Origin of the sequence: Nostoc sp. DedQUE07, from assembly GCF_034530975.2 — a bacterium.
Lineage (GTDB): Bacteria > Cyanobacteriota > Cyanobacteriia > Cyanobacteriales > Nostocaceae > Nostoc.
In genome coordinates this window covers 1-23,038 of sequence record NZ_JAVRCC020000010.1, presented here as the reverse complement: position 1 = coordinate 23,038, position 23,038 = coordinate 1, and the positions used below count along the sequence as shown (strand labels likewise).

Sequence of the window (23,038 nt, the reverse complement as noted above, 5' to 3'; positions counted from 1 at the left end):
TTCTGATGTCAAAGGTTTACACCACTCAGGAACTAATTCAAATTTTGGCAGCCGAACGCCAAGCTTGCCTGAAAGGAAAACGCTTAAAGTTAGAAATAAAAGTCTCTGGCAATCCTGTAATTGACCAGTTTATCAGAACTGATGGGTTGCAACAGTTTACTGCCTATCAAGATTTCAAAACTGCAATTCACGACTATCAGAGAGAAAATCGAGTTTCTGGTATTATTTGGCGGGAAATGACAGTTAAAGGAAAAAACTTGCATTATCCCGAAATAGATAGTGAGTTAATTGCCCTCAATGGTGACTTAGAGATATTAAAAGCCGCTAAAAATTCCATCGTAGAATTTTGGTATGAAGTCTCTATGGGGATGGATTTATATTTGAGTTTCAATAATAGTAAACAATACCAACAAATTGTCACCTCTGATGTAGAGAGAATTGTTCAGAGAACAGAGTGGGCAAGTTTATGTAAGTGGGAAAATTCTAGCTTTTTGGAAATGATTTTGCAGCTAGGATGGGGTAAACCAGAAGAAGCTTATTATAAACGAGGAAGACCGCGATCGGGTAGTGAATATATTCATGCAGTCAATCCCGGAAATCGCCCTATTGGTTGATTGATGTGTTGGGTAGGAATACTAAAACCCATGACAAAATGACGGACAGAATTGCGACATAATTGTGTTTACTTTGCTTTCTCAATAAGGCACTCTATCTGTAACAGAAATTTTACCTGTACAGATAAGTAGTAACAAGAAAGTACGTAATGTAATCAAGCGACTGGAAGCTGATGGTTGGTATCTTGATAGAACTAAAGGTAGTCATCGACAGTTCAAACATCCTGATAAACCCGGTGTGGTTACAGTTCCAGGTAAATTGTCTGACGACTTAGCCCCTGGTACTCTCAGTAGTATTTGGAGGCAAGCACAGTTATAAGGAGAACCGCAATGCAGTATGTAGTGGTGATTGAAAAGGCTGAAGGTAATTACTCTGCTTATGTCCCTGATTTACCAGGTTGTGTCGCTGTGGGTGAAACTTTAGAAGAAGTCAAGCAGATGATTGCAGAAGCTATTGAATTTCATATTGAAGGGATGCTAGAAGATGGTTTACCTATTCCTAAACCTACAAGCATCGCTCATGAGGTTGAAGTTGCAAACTATAGCAAAATCTAATTATAGAAAACTACTAAATTAGTACCAAATAATCTTTCTAATATTTTGTCAAATTAGTTTTGAGAGTTTGTAGTAAGGACTTTAGTGCTTAGAAAACAAGGACTAAAGTCCTTACTACGAACTTGTAAACAAACAATGCTTATCGACCTTGAACTATGGACTCTTGACTAGAGTTTTCAAGTTCTGGAAGTTCTACTCTAGCGGGTTTCCAACCACCTGCCCAAGCAAGGCATAGATGACGGAAGCGATCGCCCCGCACCTCAAAATTCGGGTACTGGTCGAAACTCGCACAAGCCGGAGATAGCAACACCACAGGCGCTTGATACTGCTTGGCTAATTCTGCCGACTTGGGAATTGCCCTTTCCATAGTTTCTACAATATGGTAGTTATGATACCCCACCTCTCGGAGACGTTTGGCAAATGCGGGTGCAGCCGAACCAATCAATAACACAGCAGCAGCTTTGGTTTGAATTTGTGCTAACCAAGCAGTATCATCACCTGCTTTAGCTTCTCCACCAGCAATTAAAATCGCTGGACTGTTAACAGATGCTAAACCTACTTCAGCCGCATCGTAATTAGTAGCTTTGCTGTCGTTAATGAAATCAATACCTTCCCATGTGCAGATATGCTCCAAACGATGGGCAACACCAGGAAATTCCCGAACTGCACGCGCGATCGCATCACGATTAATTCCCGCTAATCTTGCTGTTGCTACTGCCATCAACAGATTTTGCTGGTTATGTTCTCCCACCATTCGCAAACTAGATACTTTCACAATCGGTTCTGGTGCAGAGGTTGCAGTCAATTTTTCCACAACCCAGCCGTCTTCGATGTAAAAGCCTTTTTCGCTAATCAGAAAATCTTTTCCTCTGACACTTGTCCAATAGGCATCAGGCCAAGCACTTAAACCTAACTGGCTCAAGTACGCATCATCGCCATTGAACACTTGCAACTCGGACTGACGCAATAGCTTGGCTTTGATGTTGTAATAGTTCTCTAAAGTCTTATGGCGACTAAGATGATCCGGTGTAAAAGTCGTCCAAACACCGATCCGGGGAGCAAGAGAACTCGAAGATTCTATTTGATAGCTGCTAACTTCCGCAATCACCCAATCGAGTGAAGAGTGAGGAGTTAGGAGTGAGGAGTTAGGAGTGAAGAGTGAGGAATTATCAAATGCCTCCGCTGCTTCCCCTGCTCCCTGCTCCCGTTCGGCTACGCTCACGGCAAGCCTGCTCCCTGCTCCCTGAGATAGGGCAACTTCACAAGCGGCGTAGCCAATATTACCGCAGGCGGGTGCATTTAATTCTGCTGCTTGGAAAATGGCAGCAATTAAAGCTGTGGTAGTAGTTTTGCCATTAGTGCCAGTAATTCCTACCCAAGGTAGCGATTGTAAATTTCGCCATGCGAGTTCCATTTCGCCAATGGTTTCAATACCTAATTGGCGTGCCTCAACTAATACGGGAATATCCCAAGGCACGCCAGGACTAACGACTATTAATTGCGGTAAATTAGCACCATTCAATTCTAGGGATTGTCCTAGTTTAACGGTTATTTGCTCGGCAGCGAGTTCTTGTTGTTGTTCTAGGAGGGTTTCGGAGGTGTTGCGATCGCTCAGCTCTACCTCCCAACCTTCCCGTTTCAACAATCTCGCCGCAGCAACACCGGACTTTCCCAATCCAATAACATGAGCTTTGGACATAGATTGCAGCAGAGTCCCTGGTTAAGCACTCCCTATAGTAGCCTTTCTTGGCAAAAATTACACAAGTTTTTGTTGACCTACGCTACAGATTTTTGACGATCGCACCGAAGTCAGCTAAAACACGGGCATGATTGCGAACTAATCCGAGCAGATGTAACCGATTACGCTTGATTTCTGGATCGGAGTCCATAACTAAAACGCTATCTGGCCCATCAAAGAAGTTACTAACTGCCGGAGCAATTTTTGTGAGTGCTGCTACTAATAGTTGATAATTTCGTGTCTGCTGTGCTGCTTGAGTTTGTGGTACTGATTCGATTAGTGCATTATACAAAGCGTCTTCAGAGGGCTTTTGGAATAATTCTTGACGAACTACGGTTGTCGGTTCTAGCTGTTTTGTATCCAAATCACCTTGAGCGGCTAATCGTGTGGAACGGTTAACGGTTTCGTAGATGTTATCTAAGGTACTGTCGTTGCGGATTTGTTGTAAGTACAAGGCGCGATCGCGGACATCCAATAAATCTTTTAACGTCCGTTCTGTGTATTCTGGGTCATTTTCTCCCAAAACTGCATTTACTAAGTCGTAATCAATCTGTTTTTTTTCTTGTAATAAAGTGCGGATGCGTTGCAAGAAAAACTCTTGTAATGCTGTGGTTAATAATGCCTGGTCTTTATGATATTTTGCTGCAAAGTCCGTGGCTATTTGTGCCAATAAATTATCTAAATTTATCGGTAAATTATCAAACCAAGCAATTTTCACTACAGCATTAGCCGCACGGCGTAAGGCAAAGGGATCGGATGAACCGGAAGGAATTAAACCTAATCCAAAGATACTCACTAAAGTATCTAATCTATCTGCCAAACCAACAATTTTACCCGTGAGTGTTTCTGGTAAGACATCACCTGCTCCCTTTGGCAAATAATGTTGATAAATTGCCTTTGCTACTTCGGCATCTTCATCACTGGCTAAGGCATATTTTTCTCCCATAATGCCTTGCAATTCGGGGAATTCATACACCATTTGAGTGACTAAATCTGCTTTACATAATAAAGCAGCACGTTGGATTCTTTGGCTTTGACTTTCCGCTAATTCTAATTGGTTGCTAATTTGCTCGGCGATTTTAACTATTCTATCTACCTTGGCACGCACCGAACCCAATTCTTCTTGGAAGGTGACTTTTTCCAATTGCGGTAAAAAGCTATCTAATGGTTTAGTTAAATCAGCTTCGTAGAAAAATCTCCCATCAGCTAATCTGGCACGAATTACCCTTTGATTTCCGACGGCAACAATATCTGATTTTTTGGGATCGGCGTTAGAAATGGTGATGAAGTTGGGCAATAATTCTTGCTCAAAACTCCCTGGTTTGAATACAGGAAAATAACGTTGATGAGTAACCATGACTTCAGTAATTACCTCAGTTGGTAATTCCAAAAATTCTGGTTCAAATTTACCAACAACTGCGGAAGGATATTCTACAAGGTTGGTTACTTCCGCTAACAAATCGGGGTAAATTACTGTATACCCGCCTAAATTCTCTGCGACTGCATTTACTTGCTCTTTAATCAGATTTACCCGTTCTTCTGGGTCAACGGTGACAAATGCAGACTTGAGGGCGGTAACATAATCAGTAGCCTGGGCAATTGTCACAGGTTCGGGATGCAAAACCCGATGACCTTGAGAAATGCGATCGCTCTGGATCGTTTTAGAACCATTCACTAATTCTAAAGGCAATACCGTCTCATTTAACAAAGCTACCAACCAACGAATCGGTCGGGAAAACCTGGCATCCCCATTTCCCCAACGCATCAACCGCTTACCTTCCAAACCCCAAATCCACTGGGGAACAAGTTCTGTCAAAATTTCCGCCACAGGACGACCGGGAATTCTTTTTTGCACAAATACAAATTCCCCTTTGTCAGTGGGGCGAACTGACAGCGCATCCAGTTCCACACCTTGCTTTTTGGCAAAGCCTGCTGCTGCTGCTGTCGGCTGACCATCTTTAAAGGCGGCTTGGGCGGGGGGCCCTTTAATTTCTTCTTCTCGGTCTGGTTGCTGCGATGGTAGACCTGTAATCAATACCGCCAGCCGCCGGGGAGTACCGTACACCTGGACATCGCCCTTGAGGCTGTTTGCTTCCAGGCTTTGGGGAATGCGTTCCTGCCATTGCACTAAAGCATCACTGAGAAAACTTGCAGGTAGTTCTTCTGTACCAACTTCTAATAGAAACCCAGGCATATAACACTGTTTTCAACTTTGCGTAGCTCAACTTTATCAGTTATTCTCAGGCGATCGCTCGTGATTTTTAGCTGAATCGGTCCTCGAAGAGAATAAAGGGAAAACCCCATAGTTAACAATTCTAAATTCAACCAACATTAAAGATATTTTGTCTGCGGCACGCTATGCAAATAGACGAGGATTTTAACCCTTACTGTTAGAAGATCCCCCAGACTAAGTGGGCTACGTAAAAACGCAGGGATTTCAAACCCTTTAATTTCGATAAATGAGGAATGGAAGTTAAGCCAGGGTAGATTGCATACAAAGGAGCGTAGACGCAGAAGAGTTTGTTGTCAGACATCACTACAGACTTAACATTTTATGCAAAACTTTATAAAACAAGTGCTTCTCTTCATAGATTCATTACATTACATACCGTATTTTATGCGGTATTTACGGATATATATTTCTATCGTAAGCTTAGTCTTGATTGATGCATTGATATATGCATCATGAGAATCAATTTTGGAGTTATGACCATGAAAAATATTCTCGCCCAAATTACTGCGATCGCAGCAACCAGTGTTGCGATCGCTACTAGTGCTAACAACCCAGTCCAAGCTATTGAATTAAACTTTAATTGGCAAGGTAATGCTGGTTACTCAGCAACAGGTTCATTTAGCTACGACGAAACTACAGCACCAACAATCATTTCAGAACTTGGTAGTGGAGCCACCAACTTTTTACAATCCTTGAATGTCTCCTTCTTAGACCCATCTAAAAATCTTCTGGGAACCTATAATACCGTTAGTGGTGGAGTATCAGAATCTAATTTCTTCGCTTTCAATTTTAATACTTCCACTCAGACATTATTTGGCCCCTTTGATGTCGCCGGAGGAACGGGTGTAATTGGAGAATATTTCTTTCAAGGAACGGTTGGCGACTCTTTGCAATTACGTCAGGATGTCGATCAACAAGGAACGTCAACAATACTAGATCAAAATTCTGGCTTTATTCAAGTATCCAAAGTTCCAGAGCCTGCTTCTTTGTTGGGTTTGCTAGCATTTGCTGGTTTGGGTATAGCTTCAACTCTAAAGAAAAAGCAAGCCTTTTACTAGAAATTAGGGCTTTCTAGTCAGAGCTTGCCAAATTTACTGAATCTCTATTCTAGCCCTACTAGTTCAGTTAACTAGTAGGGTTATCATATAACCTCATTAGAAATATGCGTGAAATTAATTTTACTTTTACCTTAGCATTTATTACTCAGCACTCAACACTGTTTTAATCAGCGCCTTTGAACTACTCAAAAAGTGGGATTCTCCTCAATTAATACAATACTGGTGACTTGGTTAAAAATACTTCATGTGCCAGTTGAAAAGGCGGAATGAGGGTTATATGCATAACAGTGGATATAATGTTACAATTCCTCCAGTGTAAATTTAGGCATTGATTCGTAAATAAAGAGACAAACTCTTGTCATAATCATCAGAAAATAAAGTCTATATTTATCAATAATATCACCTGTTTATACAAAGTCATATTTTGATTTTTAAGTGTTTTATGCCTGACACAAATTATCTTTTGAAAACTATAAAAAAATTATAAGCAATGTTTAACACCTTTTTTTTAATTAAACAATTTAACCAGTCAAAATACAGCATTTGTAAATAAATGAGGTAAGAAAAAACAGAGAGAAAAACCAGATATAAACAGTTTCTACCTCTGCTTCCTGCCTCTAAACCTATAGCTTTATGCAAAAGAAAACGTTGTAAGCAATAAAAATAGCAGCCCCTACTGGCTATTAATAAGTAATTTGCTCGTCTCATGCTGTATTCACAAAATTCACAAATAGTTCATGCATATTCTGATTTATTCCTACAACTATCATCCAGAGCCAATTGGAATTGCTCCGTTAATGACTGAATTGGCAGAAGGGTTAGTAAAGCGAGGTCATAAAGTGCGAGTAATTACGGGAATGCCCAACTATCCTCAGCGCGAAATTTACGATGGGTATCAAAATAAATGGTATCTTACGGAACAAAAAAATGGCGTCACAATTGCGCGAAGTTACGTGCGAATTAAATCTAAACCTAACCTCGTAGATCGCCTGTTACTGGAGTTGAGCTTTGTTTTCACAAGCTTACCCCAAGCCTTTAAAGGTGGGCGACCAGATGTGATTATCTTAACAGTCCCACCGCTACTAGGTACGTTGCCAGCAACAACATTGGGCTGGTTATACAACTGCCCAGTAGTTCTAAATGTGCAAGATATTTTACCAGAAGCTGCTGTGCGTATCGGGCTATTAAAAAACAAGTGGATGATCCGAACTCTTGCAGCTTTAGAGAAATTTGCATATCGGACTGCACACACTATTAGTGTAATCGCTGATGGGTTTCGTGAGAATTTAGTAAATAAGGGAGTACCTGTTAATAAAATCGTTTGTATTCCCAATTGGGTAAATGTAAATTTCATTCGCCCATTACCGAAACAGAGCAACTCTTGGATATCTAACCACCAATTAGATGGGAAATTTGTAGTACTTTATTCAGGCAACATTGCTCTAACGCAAGGTTTAGAGACAGTAATCGAAGCAGCCGTTTGTTTACGTCATATCAAAGATATTGTCTTTGTCATTGTTGGCGAATCAAGAGCATTGCAAAGATTGCAGGAATATTGTTTATCAAAGGGAGCAGATAATGTTTTGCTACTACCATTACAGCCGCGAGAAAAACTACCTGAAATGCTAGCGGCTTCTGATGTTGGGCTAATTGTGCAAAAGCACAATGTGATTTCGTTCAATATGCCTTCAAAAATACCGCTTTTGTTGGCGAGTGGTCGCCCAATTGTGGGTTCAGTTCCCGCCACTGGTACTGCTGCTAAAGCCATCGAACTCAGTGGTGGTGGGATAGTTGTTGAACCAGAATCGCCCCAAGCAATGGCTGCTGCGGTGCGTAATTTATATGCTAATCCGGCTCTAATGACGAAGCTAGGTAACACAGGAAGACAATTTGCCGAAGAAAACTATTCTTTAGAGCAAGCGCTCGATCGGTATGAGTGGCTTTTTTCTCATATTGTTACCAACCGAAAATCAACTGTGGGGATTTTACCAAAATTCGATTCTAAGAAATCAGTTGTGGATGGTTGAAGGGGATTGAGGATTTCTCACTCGTTAGCTACACAAATAAAACCCCGATTGGAATAAATTAAATCACCCATTCGGGTGATTTAAAGATCAACCGGTCAGGCGAACTAACTGTAGGAAGTTGAGACTGCTCAAAAATAGGAATCTAGAGAACACTAATTGATTGCACGTCGTTCTCGGTGAGGATAACTTGATGATTAATAAAGCTGAATTAATCAGCGTAGGCGTAGCCCGCTGTACCTATAGGGGGAAGCAAGCTAGGCGTTGGCAAAGCCTCTCGTAAAGAAGTGTCTTCTAGAGAAGGCATCGCCCCAGACTTTTTTCTTCCCTAAGATCAGTATTCAGTACTACTCAAGAGGGATAAACTCATCTATAAATAATACTAATCTCGTTTGCTATGTGGTTATAATGCAAGCAAGCGCTTGCAAACACTCATAGAAAACATTACCATCAAGTACGGCACAAACTTATGCACCCTTGATCTAATCAGCAACTAAGGTATTTGCAACGACAGGTTTAATCACAGCGGCAAGGCGAGAAATTACTCGTGTTGCTGCGGTCAATGAGGTAACTTTATTTCGTCATTTCCATAACTACAAAAGCAACTACTAACTTGCTTTAATTACCAAAACGATGCCTTCTCTACGAGACGCACTCGCGTTCGGCGGGCTACGCCTACGCTTTACAGGCAGAAGCTTTAGCTGCAACAACATCAACCGTGCTTTAGCTTAGAGAGAAAGCACTGTGTTTATACTGAGTAACAAAATAACTATAAATTACACTTTAAGAAATTGAACGGAGTTAAGTAATGTACAAATCAACCATAATGTGCTGAACAAAATTCCTTGATTTTAGGTGCTAGACATCGTGAGCGATCGCCCAAATACCAAAACATATTTTTCACCAACCTAGAGAAAAAAGGGCTAAAAAACTATTCAAAATAATGCTTTTTTAGTGAAAAGTAGATTGCCCAAGTCTAAATCCACAAGACGAGAAAACGAAGATGTCCCATTCTGAGTTCCCTGACTCTCCCTTACCCATTGAAATAGAACAGCCTGCTGTTACTGATTCTAGTCAAGAGTCGCAACAATTGCCAGAGCGATCGCCTAAACCACCTCAAAAACGTCGTTGGCCCCTACTATTAGGAATCGTTTTATTAATTGCAGGTGTAGGTTTTGGTTGGCGCTGGTGGCAAACTAGTAATGCTAGCAATGCACCTGCGGCTGGGGCAAATGCCGGTCAACCTAGAGCAGTTCCAGTCAAGCTAGCGACAGTGAAAACTGAAACCGTTCAAGACAGTTCGGAGTTTATTGGCTCCTTAGAAGCTCCACGTTCAGTAATCATCAAGCCACAGGTTGAAGGGCGAATTACCGAGATTTTCATCCAAGAGGGCAACCGCGTTCAACAAGGACAAGTCATTATCAGTCTGCAAAGTGATAATGTCCAAGCTCAATTATTACAAGCTAGAGGCACACTGCAAGAAGCCCAAGCAAAGCTTGCTGAACTTCAAGCGGGTACGCGACAAGAAGAAATTGCCCAAGCCAGAGCGCAGTTAGCTCAAGCCCAAGCTCGCTTTAGAGATGCTCAATCGGGATCGCAACCAGAAGAAATTGCTCAGGCTGAGGCTCAAATTCAGTCAGCTAAATCTGATGTGGAACTAGCACAGTCACGCGCCAAACGATATGCACAATTGAGAAAAGAGGGCGCAGTTTCCCAAGATACCTTAGAAGGATATGTCAAAGAACAGCAAAGTGCTGAAGCTGCTCTAGTCGTAGCCCAGAAACGCCTAGACCAACTCCGCCAAAGCAGAAGATCGAGTATCAACGAGCTAGGTGGTGCTTTGGAACAACAAAAACAAAACTTAAGGCAACTAGAAAATGGTTCCCGCCCAGAAGAAATTGCCCAAGCGCGATCGCAAGTAACTCAAGCAGCTGCCCAAGTTCAAGCGGCCCAAGTCCAATTGCAATACACAAAAGTTCTAGCACCTTTCACTGGGATTGTTGGTGATATTCCAGCAAAAGTGGGAGATTATGTGCAAAAAGCCGATCAACTCACTACACTAACTAGAAACGACTCTTTAGAACTGAATATTTCCGTTCCCGTAGCTGAAGCCAGAAAGTTGCGCTTGGGTTTACCTGTGCAAATGCTGGATGTCCAAGACAAACCCATAGCAAGGGGTAAGATCAGTTTTATCTCCCCAAATGCTAGTTCCGATTCGCAGACAGTTTTGGTAAAAGCCAACTTTGGCAATTCGAGAAATCGACTGCTTAATCTTCAATCAGTGCAAACCAAAGTGATCTGGAACGAACGTCCGGGAATCTTAATTCCAGTTACAGCAGTATCTCGCTTGGGTGGAGAGACTTTTGTATTTGTAGCTGAAGCGCCAACAGAAAAGAACGCTGAACCAACAGAAAAAAAAGCTGAAGCACCAGCAGAAAAGAAAGCTGGAGCGCCATCTTTAGTTGCTCAACAAAAACCTGTGAAATTGGGAGTTATTGAGGGGAATAATTATCAAGTTATTGAAGGACTAAAAGCTGGAGACAAAATTGTTGTTTCCGGTATTCTCAACCTAACTAATGGCGCTCCCATTACTCCTGAAAAAGAAGTTGGTAGCCAGAAGCCTTAGCTGAAGAGGGACAGGGGACAGGGGGCAGGAGAGCAGGGGAGCAGGGGAGCAGGGAAGCAGGGGGCAGAGGAGCGGGGAGATGAGGGAGATGAGGGGACAAGGAGATAAACAAAACTCTTAACTCCTAACTCTTAACTCTTAACTCTTAACTCCTAACTCAGCACTCCTAACGCCCAATGCCCAATTCCCAATGTCCCATGCCAAATACCAAATACCCAAAGCCCAATTTTTAAACTATGTTTGTTGACTTCTTTATTAAGCGGCCAATTTTTGCGTCGGTATGTGCGATCGTCATCCTTTTAACAGGATTAATCAGTATTCCCTCACTACCGATCGCTAGATTCCCAGAAATTAGTCCCACCCAAATCACTGTAACTTCCAACTATAGCGGAGCTAGTGCAGAAGTCGTAGAAAGCGGAGTGACAAATATCTTAGAAAGGCAAATCAACGGGGTTGAGGGACTAAGATATCTCACTTCTAGCAGCAGTAACGATGGTACTAGTACCATTACAGCCACCTTCGATTCATCGCGTGATAAAGATATTGCAGCTGTGGATGTGCAAAATCGTGTATCTGTTGCCCAGCCACAACTACCAGACTCTGTGCAACGCACGGGAGTACGAGTATCAAAAGAATCTAGTAACATCCTCTTAGCGATTGGTTTATTTGCTGAAAATAAAGAGTACGACAATACATTCTTAAGTAACTATGCCGACCTTTACTTAGCAGATGCCTTAAAAAGAGTCAAAGGTGTGAGCAACGTTCAAATTTTTGGCGAACGCCGCTATGCAATGCGCCTGTGGTTAGATCCAACTCGCCTTGCCAATCGGGGGCTAACAACTCAGGATGTAGCCAATGCTTTATCTGAACAAAACTTGCAAGTTGGTGCAGGGAGAATTGGACAAGAACCTGCTCCTGAAGGACAAAGGTATCAACTTGATGTGCGTGCTGCTAGCCGATTAGCAGAACCATCAGAATTTGAAGAAATTGTCCTCAAAACTGGAGATGATAACACATTAGTCAAGCTCAAAGATGTCGGTAGAGCAGAACTGGGTGCAGAAAACTACAGTTCATTTCTAAGATTTCGTGGTAACGATGCTGTCGGTTTAGGGATTTATCAGATTCCTGGTAGTAATGCCTTGGATGTAGCCAAGGGAGTCAAAGCCGAAATTGCGCGATTGGCTCCAAGTTTTCCCCCAGGCATGAAATATCAGGTAGCTTTTGACACAACCATGTTTGTCGAAGAGTCGATGGCAGAAGTGCTTAAGAGCCTGATTGAATCGGTGGTGCTAGTTGTAATTGTAATTTTTGTGTTTTTGCAGGACTGGCGAACTACCTTAATTCCGGCAATTACTATTCCGCTTTCCTTCATTGGGATATTTGGCTTCGTCAAAGTTTTTAACTTTTCAATTAATAGTTTGACTTTGTTTGGTCTGACTTTAGCATCAGGGATGGTGGTAGATGATGCGATCATTGTAGTAGAGCAAATCAGCCGCTTTATTCAGGATAGAGGTATAAATCCTCGCCGAGCCGCTAGTGAATCAATGGCGGAATTATTTGGCGCGGTGATTGCCACTTCACTAGTGTTGATGGCGGTATTTGTACCAGTGGCGTTCTTTCCGGGAACCACAGGCGCACTTTATCGGCAATTTGCGCTGACGATCGCTTTCTCCATTGCGATTTCGACTTTTTTGGCTTTGACTCTGATACCTTCTTTGTGTGGGGTGTTGTTGCGTCAAGGACAAAGACCTTCAGGCTGGCTGGGTTGGATTTTTGGCCAGATAAATCGCTTTCTTGACTGGGTACAGCATAGTTATAAGCGATCGCTTACTTTTCTAGCACGCATTAAAGGTATCGTCATTGGGTTGTTTATTGTTTCCTTGGGAATGACTGCTTGGCTGTACATGACAGTACCGACAGCTTTTCTACCCGATGAAGACGAAGGCTACTTCATCACAATTATCCAAGGGCCGCAAGGGGTTTCGCTGCAATATACCAGCGATGTGATTGCACGGGTAGAAAAAGAAATTCTGCAAATTCCAGAAGTACTGGGGACTTTTGCGATCGGAGGATTTGGTTTTAGTGGTAGCACCGCCAATAGCGGCATCATCTTTACCACTTTAAAATCATGGGATGAGCGCTCAAAACCCGATCAATCGGTAAAGGCGATTATTGGCAGTTTGCAAGGGAAGTTGATGGCAATCCCAGAAGCCAGAGTGTTTCCTGTGAATCCGCCAGCAATTCAGGGTTTAGGCAACTTTGGCGGCTTCGTCTTTCAACTGCAAGACCGCAGAGGTAACAGTGGCTTAGAAAATTTGGTGCAATCGATGGGTAAGTTGCTGGGTAAAGCTAATCAAACACCAGGATTACAAGCTGTATTTAGCACCTTTGCCGCAGATACACCACAATTGCTTGTGGAAGTAGACCGCAATAAAGCCAAATCATTGCAAGTTTCCATAGATGATGTCTTCAGTACTTTACAAACTGCTTTGGGATCGCAATATGTCAATGATTTTAATCTCCAGCAGCGCAATTATCGGGTGTATCTCCAGGCAGATCAACAGTATCGTTCCAATCCAAAAGATATTGGTAAACTATACGTTCGTTCTCAAAAGAATCAAATGATTCCTTTAAGTAACTTAGTCACAGTTACTCCGACTGTGGGAGCGCAAACGATAAATCACTACAATCTGTTCCGCTCAATTGAAATTAATGGTGCTGCCGCCCCTGGCTCTAGTTCTGGAGACGCAATTAAAGCAATGGAACAAGTTGCTAAAGAAGTTTTACCAGCAGGTTATGGCTATGAATGGTCAGGGACTGCATTAGAAGAAATAGATTCTGGCGGTTTAGCACCCCTGATCTTTGGATTAGGATTGGTATTTGTATTTTTGGTACTAGCTGCTCAATACGAAAACTACATTGACCCCTTTATCATTCTGTTATCAGTTCCCTTAGCTATCTTTGGAGCGCTTGTAGCTCAATCGTTACGGGGTTTTTCTAATGATGTTTACTGTCAAATTGGTCTAGTAATGTTGATTGGTTTAGCTAGTAAAAACGCTATTTTAATTGTGGAGTTTGCTAACCAATTGCGAGATCAAGGTCTTTCAATGACTAAAGCAGTAATTGAAGCTTCACAAGAACGGTTACGTCCAATTTTGATGACTGCTTTTGCTACTCTTTTAGGAATTTTTCCCTTGGCTAATTCCACAGGTGCCGGCGCAGGAAGTCGCCAATCTTTGGGAACGGCAGTATTTGGTGGGATGTTAATCGCTACTTTATTGAGTTTGTTTGTAGTGCCAATTTTGTATATCGTCATTAAGACGATAACAGAGCGATTTATCAAACCAAATCGGCATCAAGAAATAACAGTTGAAGCTGCGTCATTGAATGGTAACACTGCTATATATTCAACAAAATCTGAGGATTGAGTATTTCTCGTTATCGATTGAAGCAAATCAATTTAGAGTTAAATTAGCGGCTGATGTCCTTGTATTAAGTTTATATACAACTAGCGATCGCTAAATAAATCTAGATATCTGCTATAGCACACCTTATTCTGAAGATGAATGGAACCTCCTACAAATCAAACGAATTAAACAGCTAGAGAAAAAATTGAATTTGTAGACCGATTGCAAAAATTCCACAACGCCCTCAAAACCATGTGGGCATAATGACAAACCAGAATGTACAGTACAAATGTACGCTGAAATCAAGACAATGGTAACAATAGCAGTCAATCCCTATCTCGATGGCAATTTTGCTCCAGTTCATGAAGAAATCACCACCGACAAATTGCCAGTTATCGGTGAATTACCCCTTGATTTATCAGGGATGTTTGTGCGGAATGGCCCTAACCCTCAATGGACGCCTATCGGTCAATATCATTGGTTTGATGGGGATGGGATGTTACATGGCGTGCAAATCAGCAACGGCATAGCCACTTATCGTAACCGCTACGTCCAGACTTTTGGATGGAAAAAAGAACGAGAAGCGGGTAAAGCTATCTGGACTGGGTTGTTAGAACCACCACAAATGGATAACCCCCACGGTCGCTACAAAAATACTGCCAATACTGCCTTAGTGTGGCACGCTGGTCAGATGTTAGCGCTAAACGAGGGGGGTAAACCTCACGCCATCAAGCTGCCTGAATTAGAAACCATTGGCGAATATAGCTACAATGGCAAGCTGGTTTCTGCCTTCACAGCCCATCCCAAAGTAGACCCCGTTACAGGCGAAATGATCTTCTTTGGCTATTCTGTGTTTGCACCACCGTATGTGCAATATAGTGTGGTCTCAGCACAAGGCGAACTGTTACGGACGGTGCCAATTGAACTGCCAATAGGCGTGATGATGCACGATTTTGCCATCACTGAAAACTACACAATTTTCATGGATTTGCCGCTGACTTTTAACCTAGAGCGATCGCAACGGGGAGAACCTGTAATGATGTTTGAGCGCGATCGCCCCAGTCGCTTTGGCATTGTACCACGTCACGGTGACAACAGTAATATCCGCTGGTTTGAAAGTCCTGCTTGCTACGTCTTCCATACCCTCAACGCTTACGAAGAAGGAGACGAAGTAGTGCTAATTGCCTGTCGTATGAGTTCTACAACTGTTTTAAGTTCTGATGATTCGCAACCCGATCCAAGCGCAAATATTCCCCGTTTGCATCGCTGGCGATTTAACCTCAATACTGGTTCAGTACGTGAAGAAATGTTGGATGATGTAGCTTCCGAATTTCCCCGCGTCAACGAAAACCGATTAGGGCGACAAAACCGATATGGCTACACTAACAAAGCGGCAAACAGTCCCGTACCTTTATTTGATGGTATCATTAAATACGACTTCAGCAATGGAAAATCCCAAATACATGAATTTGGACAGGGGCGTTATGGCGGTGAAACTGTGTTTGCGCCGCGTCCTGGTGCAACTGCTGAGGATGATGGTTGGCTGATGACTTTCGTCCATGATGAGGGTTCAGATACTTCAGAATTAGTAGTAGTGAATGCCCAAGATATAACAGCTGAACCTGTAGCGCGGGTGATAATTCCTCAGCGAGTGCCTTATGGCTTTCATGGCGCTTGGTTTGCTGCAAAATAGCTAAATGGGCGGTTAGAAACCTTGTTTACACAGACAAAACCCGCTTAGGCGGGTTTCAAATTCTTTGAGTCAGCGCACGCGGACTTGGCTTGTGTAACCACGATTTCTAATCGCCAGGTTATCCCTAATACCTTGGATTAAGAGTTATTGGTGAAAATAATTGGTCTTTCAAGACGCGATAAATCGGGTTCTGGGCTTATATAAACTCCCCCGCAAATTATTTTTCCCTATATCCGCCAGCGTAGTCAATCACGCAGATTGTTCTGTATGATTTGTGAGTTCCATAAGCAACACCAGAGACTTTAAAAGCACCATTAAAAATGTTTTTTCGATGGCCGCGATCGCTCACACCATCATCAATAATTAACTGCATGACGATATCTTGAGCGCTGTTTGGCCCATAACTGATATTTTCACCTGCGGTTGTTTGCCATTTACCATAGCGGTTGATGCGAGTAAAAGGGTTGCTACCATCACTACCATCATGACCTATAGCACCTTTTGGGCCTTGGTCTTTTACGTGATCTTTTGCTCCTAAAGACATACCCTTAGATGCACTCAAGGCTCCTACAGGACGTGCTGATTTGAGAAATGCGATCGCTTCATCAACTGCTTTGACTCCTTCTTGAGTTCGTAGATAAGTATTATTAGAAATTTTGACTCGGTTCCCCTCAAAGCGCTTCCTATAGTTTTCCAGAACCGGGAGGTATGCTTTAGGATTTGTTCTTACCTTATTTGTTTCAACAATTACCTGTTGTTCCAATGGTGAAAGGTAACTCGCCTTTGCTAATAAAGTTGGACTAGTTTGTTTAACTACTGCTGGGTTAGAGTTGGCTACAGACGGGTTAGATTGAAGTAGTTGATTTGAGCACCCCAATATCAAGGTAATTGGCAAAAATACCCAAAAATTCATGCGACGCATCGATTACCTCACAATTTTTCTATGGATTAATTTAGTGAATTAGAAGAAATAACAATTTTCAACGCACAGATAAGTCTGTATACGCTTCTGCCGTTAGAAACGATATCAGGGCTTAAGTAAATTTGCTAAAGAAAGCGCAGATTAACGCGCTAATAATATTGATAAAGTTGCGATTGCCTTTGTTCCTAAAGTGTTACAATCCATCACTTAACACCTGTTGTAACATTGAAAACACTAAAACGTAAATAATAACAAAAATTTTTTTACACTTTCAAAAACCAGCGTTGCCGATACATCAGAAAACCAACAGCCCACCACAAGAACACGGTGACTAAGGCAAATAACAGGGAACCATTCAGCACACCCGCCCAAGATGCGAAAAAATTCTGGTAAATCCAATTGTAGGTACTGGGAGCGTCTTTGCCAGTGCCAATAGTGGTTTTGACTAAAATTTTAATTAACAAAACCGAGGCAACGAAAAGAGCGATCGCATTTAAGCCCATAATTTCAAAAGGTTTACTCCAGCGACGCATCAGCCGTACTTCGATAAGTTCATAACAAGCTGCTAGTAATAATAACGCCCAACCTGTTGTAAATACTACATAAGAACTTGTCCACAGCTTTTTGTTAATTGGGAATGTCCACCCCCATGTCCAACCGATAATTAAGCAACCGACTCCAAATAATCCTAAACCGATACTTGTACGTGACTGTACAGGTTGACTGCGTATCCATTGACCTGTGAAGTAGCCAGCAAGGACGCTTACTATCGCGGGAATAGTGCTGAAAAGTCCTTCTGGATCTCCCATAAAGTTGAAACCATCACCTTTGTATAAATGTGCTTTGGGAATAATCAGGCGATCGACATAAGCACCGAAATTACCTTCTCGCGTCAAAACTCCCGCACCATGCTCCGGTACTGCTACATACATCATCGTTAGCCAGTAGCCAACGAGTAGCACTGCTGCTAGTATCCATTGGCCTTTGCGCGGAAGGTTGAGAACAGCTAGGGAAGCCAGCAGATAGGTAAGGCTGATGCGCTGCAACACTCCCATAATGCGGATACTACTCAAATCAAAAGTCCAAATACCTTGATTCCAAAAGCCATTTAGTAGTAATCCCAAGGCAAAGAGAATAGCGGCGCGCCGCAATATCCGCCAGTAAACAGCTGAGGTTGGTTTATTGCCTTCGCTGTATTTTGACAGCGAGAAAGTCATCGCTACACCGACAATGAAGAGAAAGAAGGGAAATACCAAGTCCGTTGGTGTGCAGCCGTGCCAATCGGCGTGAGCTAAGGGAGGATATACATCATCTGCGACACCCGCCATATTAACGAGAATCATTCCAGCGATGGTAATGCCGCGAAAAACATCCAGTGAAGTCAGGCGCATAAGCGGAATTTTATGTTAGATGAGTATCTAAAGTACTCCGCTTGATGCGGGTAAGCAAGCAAAATTTATAGGTCTACTTACCAAATATAGTTTTTGATCAAGGTTCCTGCCCATACTATTTTGTATGAAAGAAGTACGCGATCGCACCCAGACCACAGTTTTAGTTTAGCTATTCAAAAAGGATTGGTAGTACTAGAACTGTTAATAAAGCTAGATATACTCAAATTTCAATCAATCTATCTATCGTTATTTAAGTGAAAATGCAGTTGTATTGTCAATAGACTTAGTATAAATTGCTATAAACAAAAGCTGTGACTAAAAAACAGCTAACTTTATTCAAGGCGTACTTGCTTATATAACAACTAAAAATATTGCAGTTTTGTCTCATTAGATAAAAGGTTTAATTACCGATTTCATTTGGGAATGAAAGCGAATGCAGAGTCATTCACTTTCTATTTTGTTATGCACGCTAACTATTACTAAGCTAAAACTATTAAATTATATTTAAGGAATAATTATGATAAAAGTACCAGAAAATCATCACCCTAAAAGCAGAAATAAGTCTACTATCAAATTAATAGATGGAAGCACAAATATTGTTTTTATAGATCCAAAAGTTATAGATTACCAAAGCTTAATGGCTGGTATCACACTCGGCAGTGAAGTTGTTATTCTTGATGCCAATAGAGACGGTTTAGCACAAATTACCGAGTTTCTAGCAAAACGTGAATCCAATTCAGTTCAATCAATTCACATTGTTTCCCACGGAAGTGTGGGGAGTTTACAACTAGGGTCAATCAACTTCAACCTTAGCAATCTGGATAGCTACAAAAATCAGTTACAAAAGTGGACAAGTGCTTTAACTGATAAAGCTGACATTCTACTTTATGGCTGTGATGTAGCCAGTGGTGAAGGCACAAAATTTGTACAGCAGATTAGCCAAATTACTGGAGCAGATGTTGCCGCTTCTACTGACAAAACCGGAAGTACAGCTTTAGGTGGCGACTGGGATTTAGAAGTGAAGACAGGGAAAATCGAGGCTTCCCTAGCATTTCAACCTGAAGTAATACAGGCTTACCAATCTATTTTGCCGGCTAGTTTTACTGGCACATACTCTCAAAACTTCAACACATTAGCTAGTTCTGGAACATCTATTACTTGGACTAATGATTCAACCATTTTGGGCTGGTATGCCACAAGAACAAATTACATCACTGGTACTGGCAGTAATAACACAGGTGGATTGTACAGTTTTGGTAGTGCTAATAATGCAGAACGGGCACTTGGTTCTGTAGCTTCTGGTACTACAGGGACTATTTATTATGGGTTGCGCCTCCAAAACAACACAGGTTCAACAATTACTAACTTGCAAGTAGGTTACACGGGTGAGCAATGGCGTAATAGTGGTAATACATCGCCGCAACAGCTGAAATTTAGTTATCAAACTGGGTCAACTCTCACAAGTTTGACAACAGGAACATGGACATCTGTCACATCGCTAGATTTCACTGGGCCAATTGCAACTGCAACCGCAGGTGCCATAGATGGCAATCAAAGTGTCAATCGAATTGTCATAGCACCTGTAATATTTAACCTACCTACCCCAATCGCTAACGGTGAAGAGATTATATTACGTTGGGAAGACATAGATGATGGAAGCAACGATCATGGTTTAGCGATTGACGATGTATCTGTCAAACTAAATAACACTACTTATGTAGTAACTAACACCAATGATAGCGGTGCTGGCTCGTTGAGGCAAGCTATTATCAATGCCAATAACGATCCAGGGATTGAGACAATCCTCTTTGATACGACTGGGATATTTGGTGATGTTACCCCCGACACTATTACCCTCACTTCTGGGGAATTAAATGTTACCGAAGGAGTTATAATTCAAGGAACTGGAGCTAATAAACTCGTCATTAGTGGTAACAATGCCTCCCGTATTTTTAATGCCAGTGCATCCCTCTTAATTGATGGGTTACATATAACTGGGGGAAATGCAGGCAATAACAACGGTGGCGGCATTTACAGTACTAATAGTGTCACAGTAAGCAATAGCATCATTTCTGGCAACACCGCCAACAGTAGCGGCGGTGGCATTTACAGTAGCAATACCACTATTAGCAATAGTATCATTTCTGGCAACACCGCCAACAGTAACGGTGGTGGTATCTACAGTACCACTAGTGCGACAGTCAGCAATAGTACTCTTTCTGGCAACACCGCCAGCAACAGGGGTGGCGGCATCTACAGTAGCAATACCACTATTAGCAATAGTACTTTTTCCGGCAACACTGCCAACGATAACGGCGGTGGTATTTTCAGCAGTACTCTTCTCACCATAAGCAATAGCACTATTTCTAGCAATACAGCAAAAAATTCTGGTGGTGGCATCTACACCAGCAATGCCACGGTGAGTAATAGCACTATTTTTGAGAACACTGCTGATAGTGATAACAATGGCACAGGTAATGGTGGCGGCATTTTTAGGTCTGGCGGTACGGTAAGCATCAGCAATAGCATCATTGCTGGCAATATTGACCGAGGTAATCAAGGGCCAGATATCTCTGGGATCAACTTCAATGGTAATGCTTACAACCTGATTGGCAATCTTGCTGGTAAATCATCCGGGACTCTAGGCACGGGTACAGATATTATTAATCCCAATCCCGGACTCAAACCGCTAGGAGATTACGGTGGTTCTACACAAACTCATGCTCTATACTTTAGCAGCCCTGCCAGGAATGGTGGCGATCCCGCTTACAGTGGTGGCTTAACTACGGATCAGCGCGGCACGGATTTTAACCGAATTGAAAGCGGGAGAATTGACATTGGAGCATTTGAATATGTGCTTCCAAAAGTCAACTTTGGTGCTGCTACGTACAATACAACAGAAGATAGTACCGCCACTACAGTAACTATTTCTGTTACCTTAGATGCCTCTCCTGAAACCGCTGTCACAGTTCCTATTGTCGTCAAAAACAATAGCACAGCTACTAATGGCAACGATTACACTTTTTCCCCCGCTATCATCTCCTTTACTGCTGGGGCAACAGGCGCAAATTTAACACAGCTAATCACTTTTACTATAAACCCAGACGATTTACCTGAAAATGCAGAAACAGTTGTACTCAACTTCGGCACGCTAACAGGTGCTGATTTAGGGACAATAACTGAAACTACTCTAAATATTGCTGCTAATGATGCAATTCAATATGCAATTTCCACTCCTACCTCAACTTTAACTGAAGGTAATAGCGGTACTCAAGCTGTTACCTTCACAGTTACTCGTAGTGGTGGTATTGGCGTGGCTAGTACTGTAAATTATGCTTTTAACGGTGCAGCAACTTTTGGCAGTGACTATAACAATATTCAAGTTACGGGTGGAGGAACTGCTACATCTGGAACTTTAAGCTTCGCTGTTGGGGAAACCACAAAGACAATTACAGCTAATGTTTTGGGTGACAACACATTTGAACTCAATGAAGACATTACTGTTATTCTGAGTAACCCCAGCCTCATAACTGGAGCGCCAAATTCTACAATTACTAACAGTTCGGCTACAGTAAACATCATCAACGATGATAGCCAACCAACTATCAGCATCTCAGATGTCTCTGTTACTGAAGGCAACACAGGTGCAACAACTAACGCTAACTTTACGATCGGTCTTTCTAACCCTAGTTCTCAACAGATTACTGTAAATTACAACACCAGTGATGGCACTGCTCAAGTTTCTGACTCTGATTACAATTCAGCTTCTGGAACTATTACTTTCAATCCTGGCGAAACCAGTAAAACCCTTAACATTGGTGTTGTAGGCGATAACAAATTTGAAACCGACGAGGCATTTTCTGTCAATCTTTTAGGTGCGACAAATGCCGCGATCGCAGATAATTTAGCAGTTGCTACCATCATCAATGATGATAACCAACCAACTATCAGCATCTCGGATGTTTCAGTCTCTGAAGGCAATACAGGCACAACAACTAATGCCAACTTTATTGTCACTCTCTCCAATGCCAGTTATCAACAGATTACTGTAAATTACAACACCACTGATGGCACTGCCCAAATTGCTGACTCTGATTACAACTCTGCTTCTGGAACTATTACTTTCAATCCTGGCGAAACTAGCAAAGTTATTAGCATTGGTGTCATCGGTGATAACAAAGCTGAAACCAACGAAACATTTTCTGTCAATCTTTCAGGCGCAACAAATGCCGCGATCGCAGATAGTTTAGCAGTTGGTAGCATCATTGATGATGACAACCAACCAACTATCAGTATCTCAGATGTCTCAGTTACCGAAGGCAATACAGGCACAACAACTAATGCCAACTTTACTATCAGTCTTTCTAATCCTAGTTCTCAGCAGATTACTGTAAATTACAATACGAGTGATGGCACTGCTCAAATTGGTGACTCTGATTACAATTCGGCTTTAGGGACGATTACTTTCAATCCTGGTGAAACGAGCAAAGTTATTAGTATTGGCGTCGTCGGCGACAACCAAACTGAAACTGATGAGACATTCTCTGTCAATCTTTCGGCTGCAACAAATGCCGCGATCGCAGATGGCTTAGGAGTTGGTACTATTATCAACGATGATAACCAACCAACTATCAGCATCTCGGATATCTCTGTTACTGAAGACAACATAGGTGCAACAACTAACGCTAACTTCACTATCAGTCTTTCTAACCCTAGTTCTCAACAGATTACTGTAAATTACAACACCAGTGATGGCACTGCTCAAGTTTCTGACTCT

13 protein-coding genes are annotated in these 23,038 nt (G+C 42.0%); 9 read left to right on the top strand and 4 right to left on the bottom strand.

Annotated elements, in window-relative coordinates:
- Positions 1–5: 5 nt before the first annotated feature.
- The 3 genes from RMZ95_RS10720 (at position 6) to RMZ95_RS10710 (ending at position 1,169) form a co-directional block, all read left to right on the top strand.
- Complete coding sequence (locus RMZ95_RS10720; RefSeq protein ID WP_322674968.1) at positions 6–614, top strand: hypothetical protein; 609 nt, start codon at positions 6–8, stop codon at positions 612–614.
- A 109-nt stretch (positions 615–723) separates the two neighbouring features.
- Positions 724–933: a type II toxin-antitoxin system HicA family toxin gene (locus tag RMZ95_RS10715; RefSeq protein WP_409882439.1), complete on the top strand. Its 210-nt coding sequence runs from the start codon at positions 724–726 to the stop codon at positions 931–933.
- 11 nt (positions 934–944) lie between these two features.
- Positions 945–1,169, top strand: a complete 225-nt coding sequence (locus tag RMZ95_RS10710) for a type II toxin-antitoxin system HicB family antitoxin (RefSeq protein WP_289796608.1) — start codon at positions 945–947, stop codon at positions 1,167–1,169.
- Positions 1,170–1,308: 139 nt separating this feature from the next.
- On the opposite strand, the gene murD is transcribed toward RMZ95_RS10710, so the two are convergent.
- Complete coding sequence (murD, locus tag RMZ95_RS10705; protein WP_322684608.1) at positions 1,309–2,868, bottom strand: UDP-N-acetylmuramoyl-L-alanine--D-glutamate ligase; 1,560 nt, start codon at positions 2,866–2,868, stop codon at positions 1,309–1,311.
- 82 nt (positions 2,869–2,950) lie between these two features.
- Positions 2,951–5,101 (bottom strand): glycine--tRNA ligase subunit beta, encoded by a 2,151-nt coding sequence (gene glyS, locus RMZ95_RS10700; RefSeq protein WP_322684609.1) that lies wholly within the window; start codon positions 5,099–5,101, stop codon positions 2,951–2,953.
- Positions 5,102–5,613: 512 nt separating this feature from the next.
- On the opposite strand from glyS, the gene RMZ95_RS10695 reads away from it, so the two are divergent.
- The 5 genes from RMZ95_RS10695 to RMZ95_RS10675 all read left to right on the top strand — a co-directional run bounded on the left by RMZ95_RS10695 (position 5,614) and on the right by RMZ95_RS10675 (position 15,948).
- A complete protein-coding gene (locus tag RMZ95_RS10695) occupies positions 5,614–6,198 on the top strand; it encodes a PEP-CTERM sorting domain-containing protein (protein ID WP_409882381.1) in 585 nt (194 codons plus the stop codon).
- A 737-nt stretch (positions 6,199–6,935) separates the two neighbouring features.
- On the top strand, positions 6,936–8,225 hold the full coding sequence (locus RMZ95_RS10690; RefSeq protein ID WP_322674964.1) for a glycosyltransferase family 4 protein: 1,290 nt from the start codon (positions 6,936–6,938) through the stop codon (positions 8,223–8,225).
- 1,000 nt (positions 8,226–9,225) lie between these two features.
- Positions 9,226–10,848 (top strand): efflux RND transporter periplasmic adaptor subunit, encoded by a 1,623-nt coding sequence (locus RMZ95_RS10685; RefSeq protein ID WP_322684611.1) that lies wholly within the window; start codon positions 9,226–9,228, stop codon positions 10,846–10,848.
- Between the two features lie 236 nt (positions 10,849–11,084).
- A complete protein-coding gene (locus RMZ95_RS10680) occupies positions 11,085–14,276 on the top strand; it encodes an efflux RND transporter permease subunit (protein ID WP_322684612.1) in 3,192 nt (1,063 codons plus the stop codon).
- 289 nt (positions 14,277–14,565) lie between these two features.
- Entirely contained in the window at positions 14,566–15,948 is a 1,383-nt protein-coding gene (locus RMZ95_RS10675) for a carotenoid oxygenase family protein (protein ID WP_322684613.1), read from the top strand.
- Between the two features lie 217 nt (positions 15,949–16,165).
- Here the strand turns inward: RMZ95_RS10675 and RMZ95_RS10670 are convergent, their stop codons facing one another.
- Both RMZ95_RS10670 and RMZ95_RS10665 read right to left on the bottom strand, forming a co-directional pair.
- Entirely contained in the window at positions 16,166–16,870 is a 705-nt protein-coding gene (locus RMZ95_RS10670; protein ID WP_322674960.1) for a CAP domain-containing protein, read from the bottom strand.
- A gap of 263 nt (positions 16,871–17,133) precedes the next feature.
- Positions 17,134–18,261, bottom strand: a complete 1,128-nt coding sequence (locus RMZ95_RS10665; protein ID WP_322684614.1) for an acyltransferase family protein — start codon at positions 18,259–18,261, stop codon at positions 17,134–17,136.
- 517 nt (positions 18,262–18,778) lie between these two features.
- Here RMZ95_RS10665 and RMZ95_RS10660 point away from each other — a divergent pair.
- Positions 18,779–23,038: Calx-beta domain-containing protein (locus RMZ95_RS10660; RefSeq protein ID WP_409882376.1), on the top strand; the 4,260-nt coding region annotated here is incomplete at its 3' end.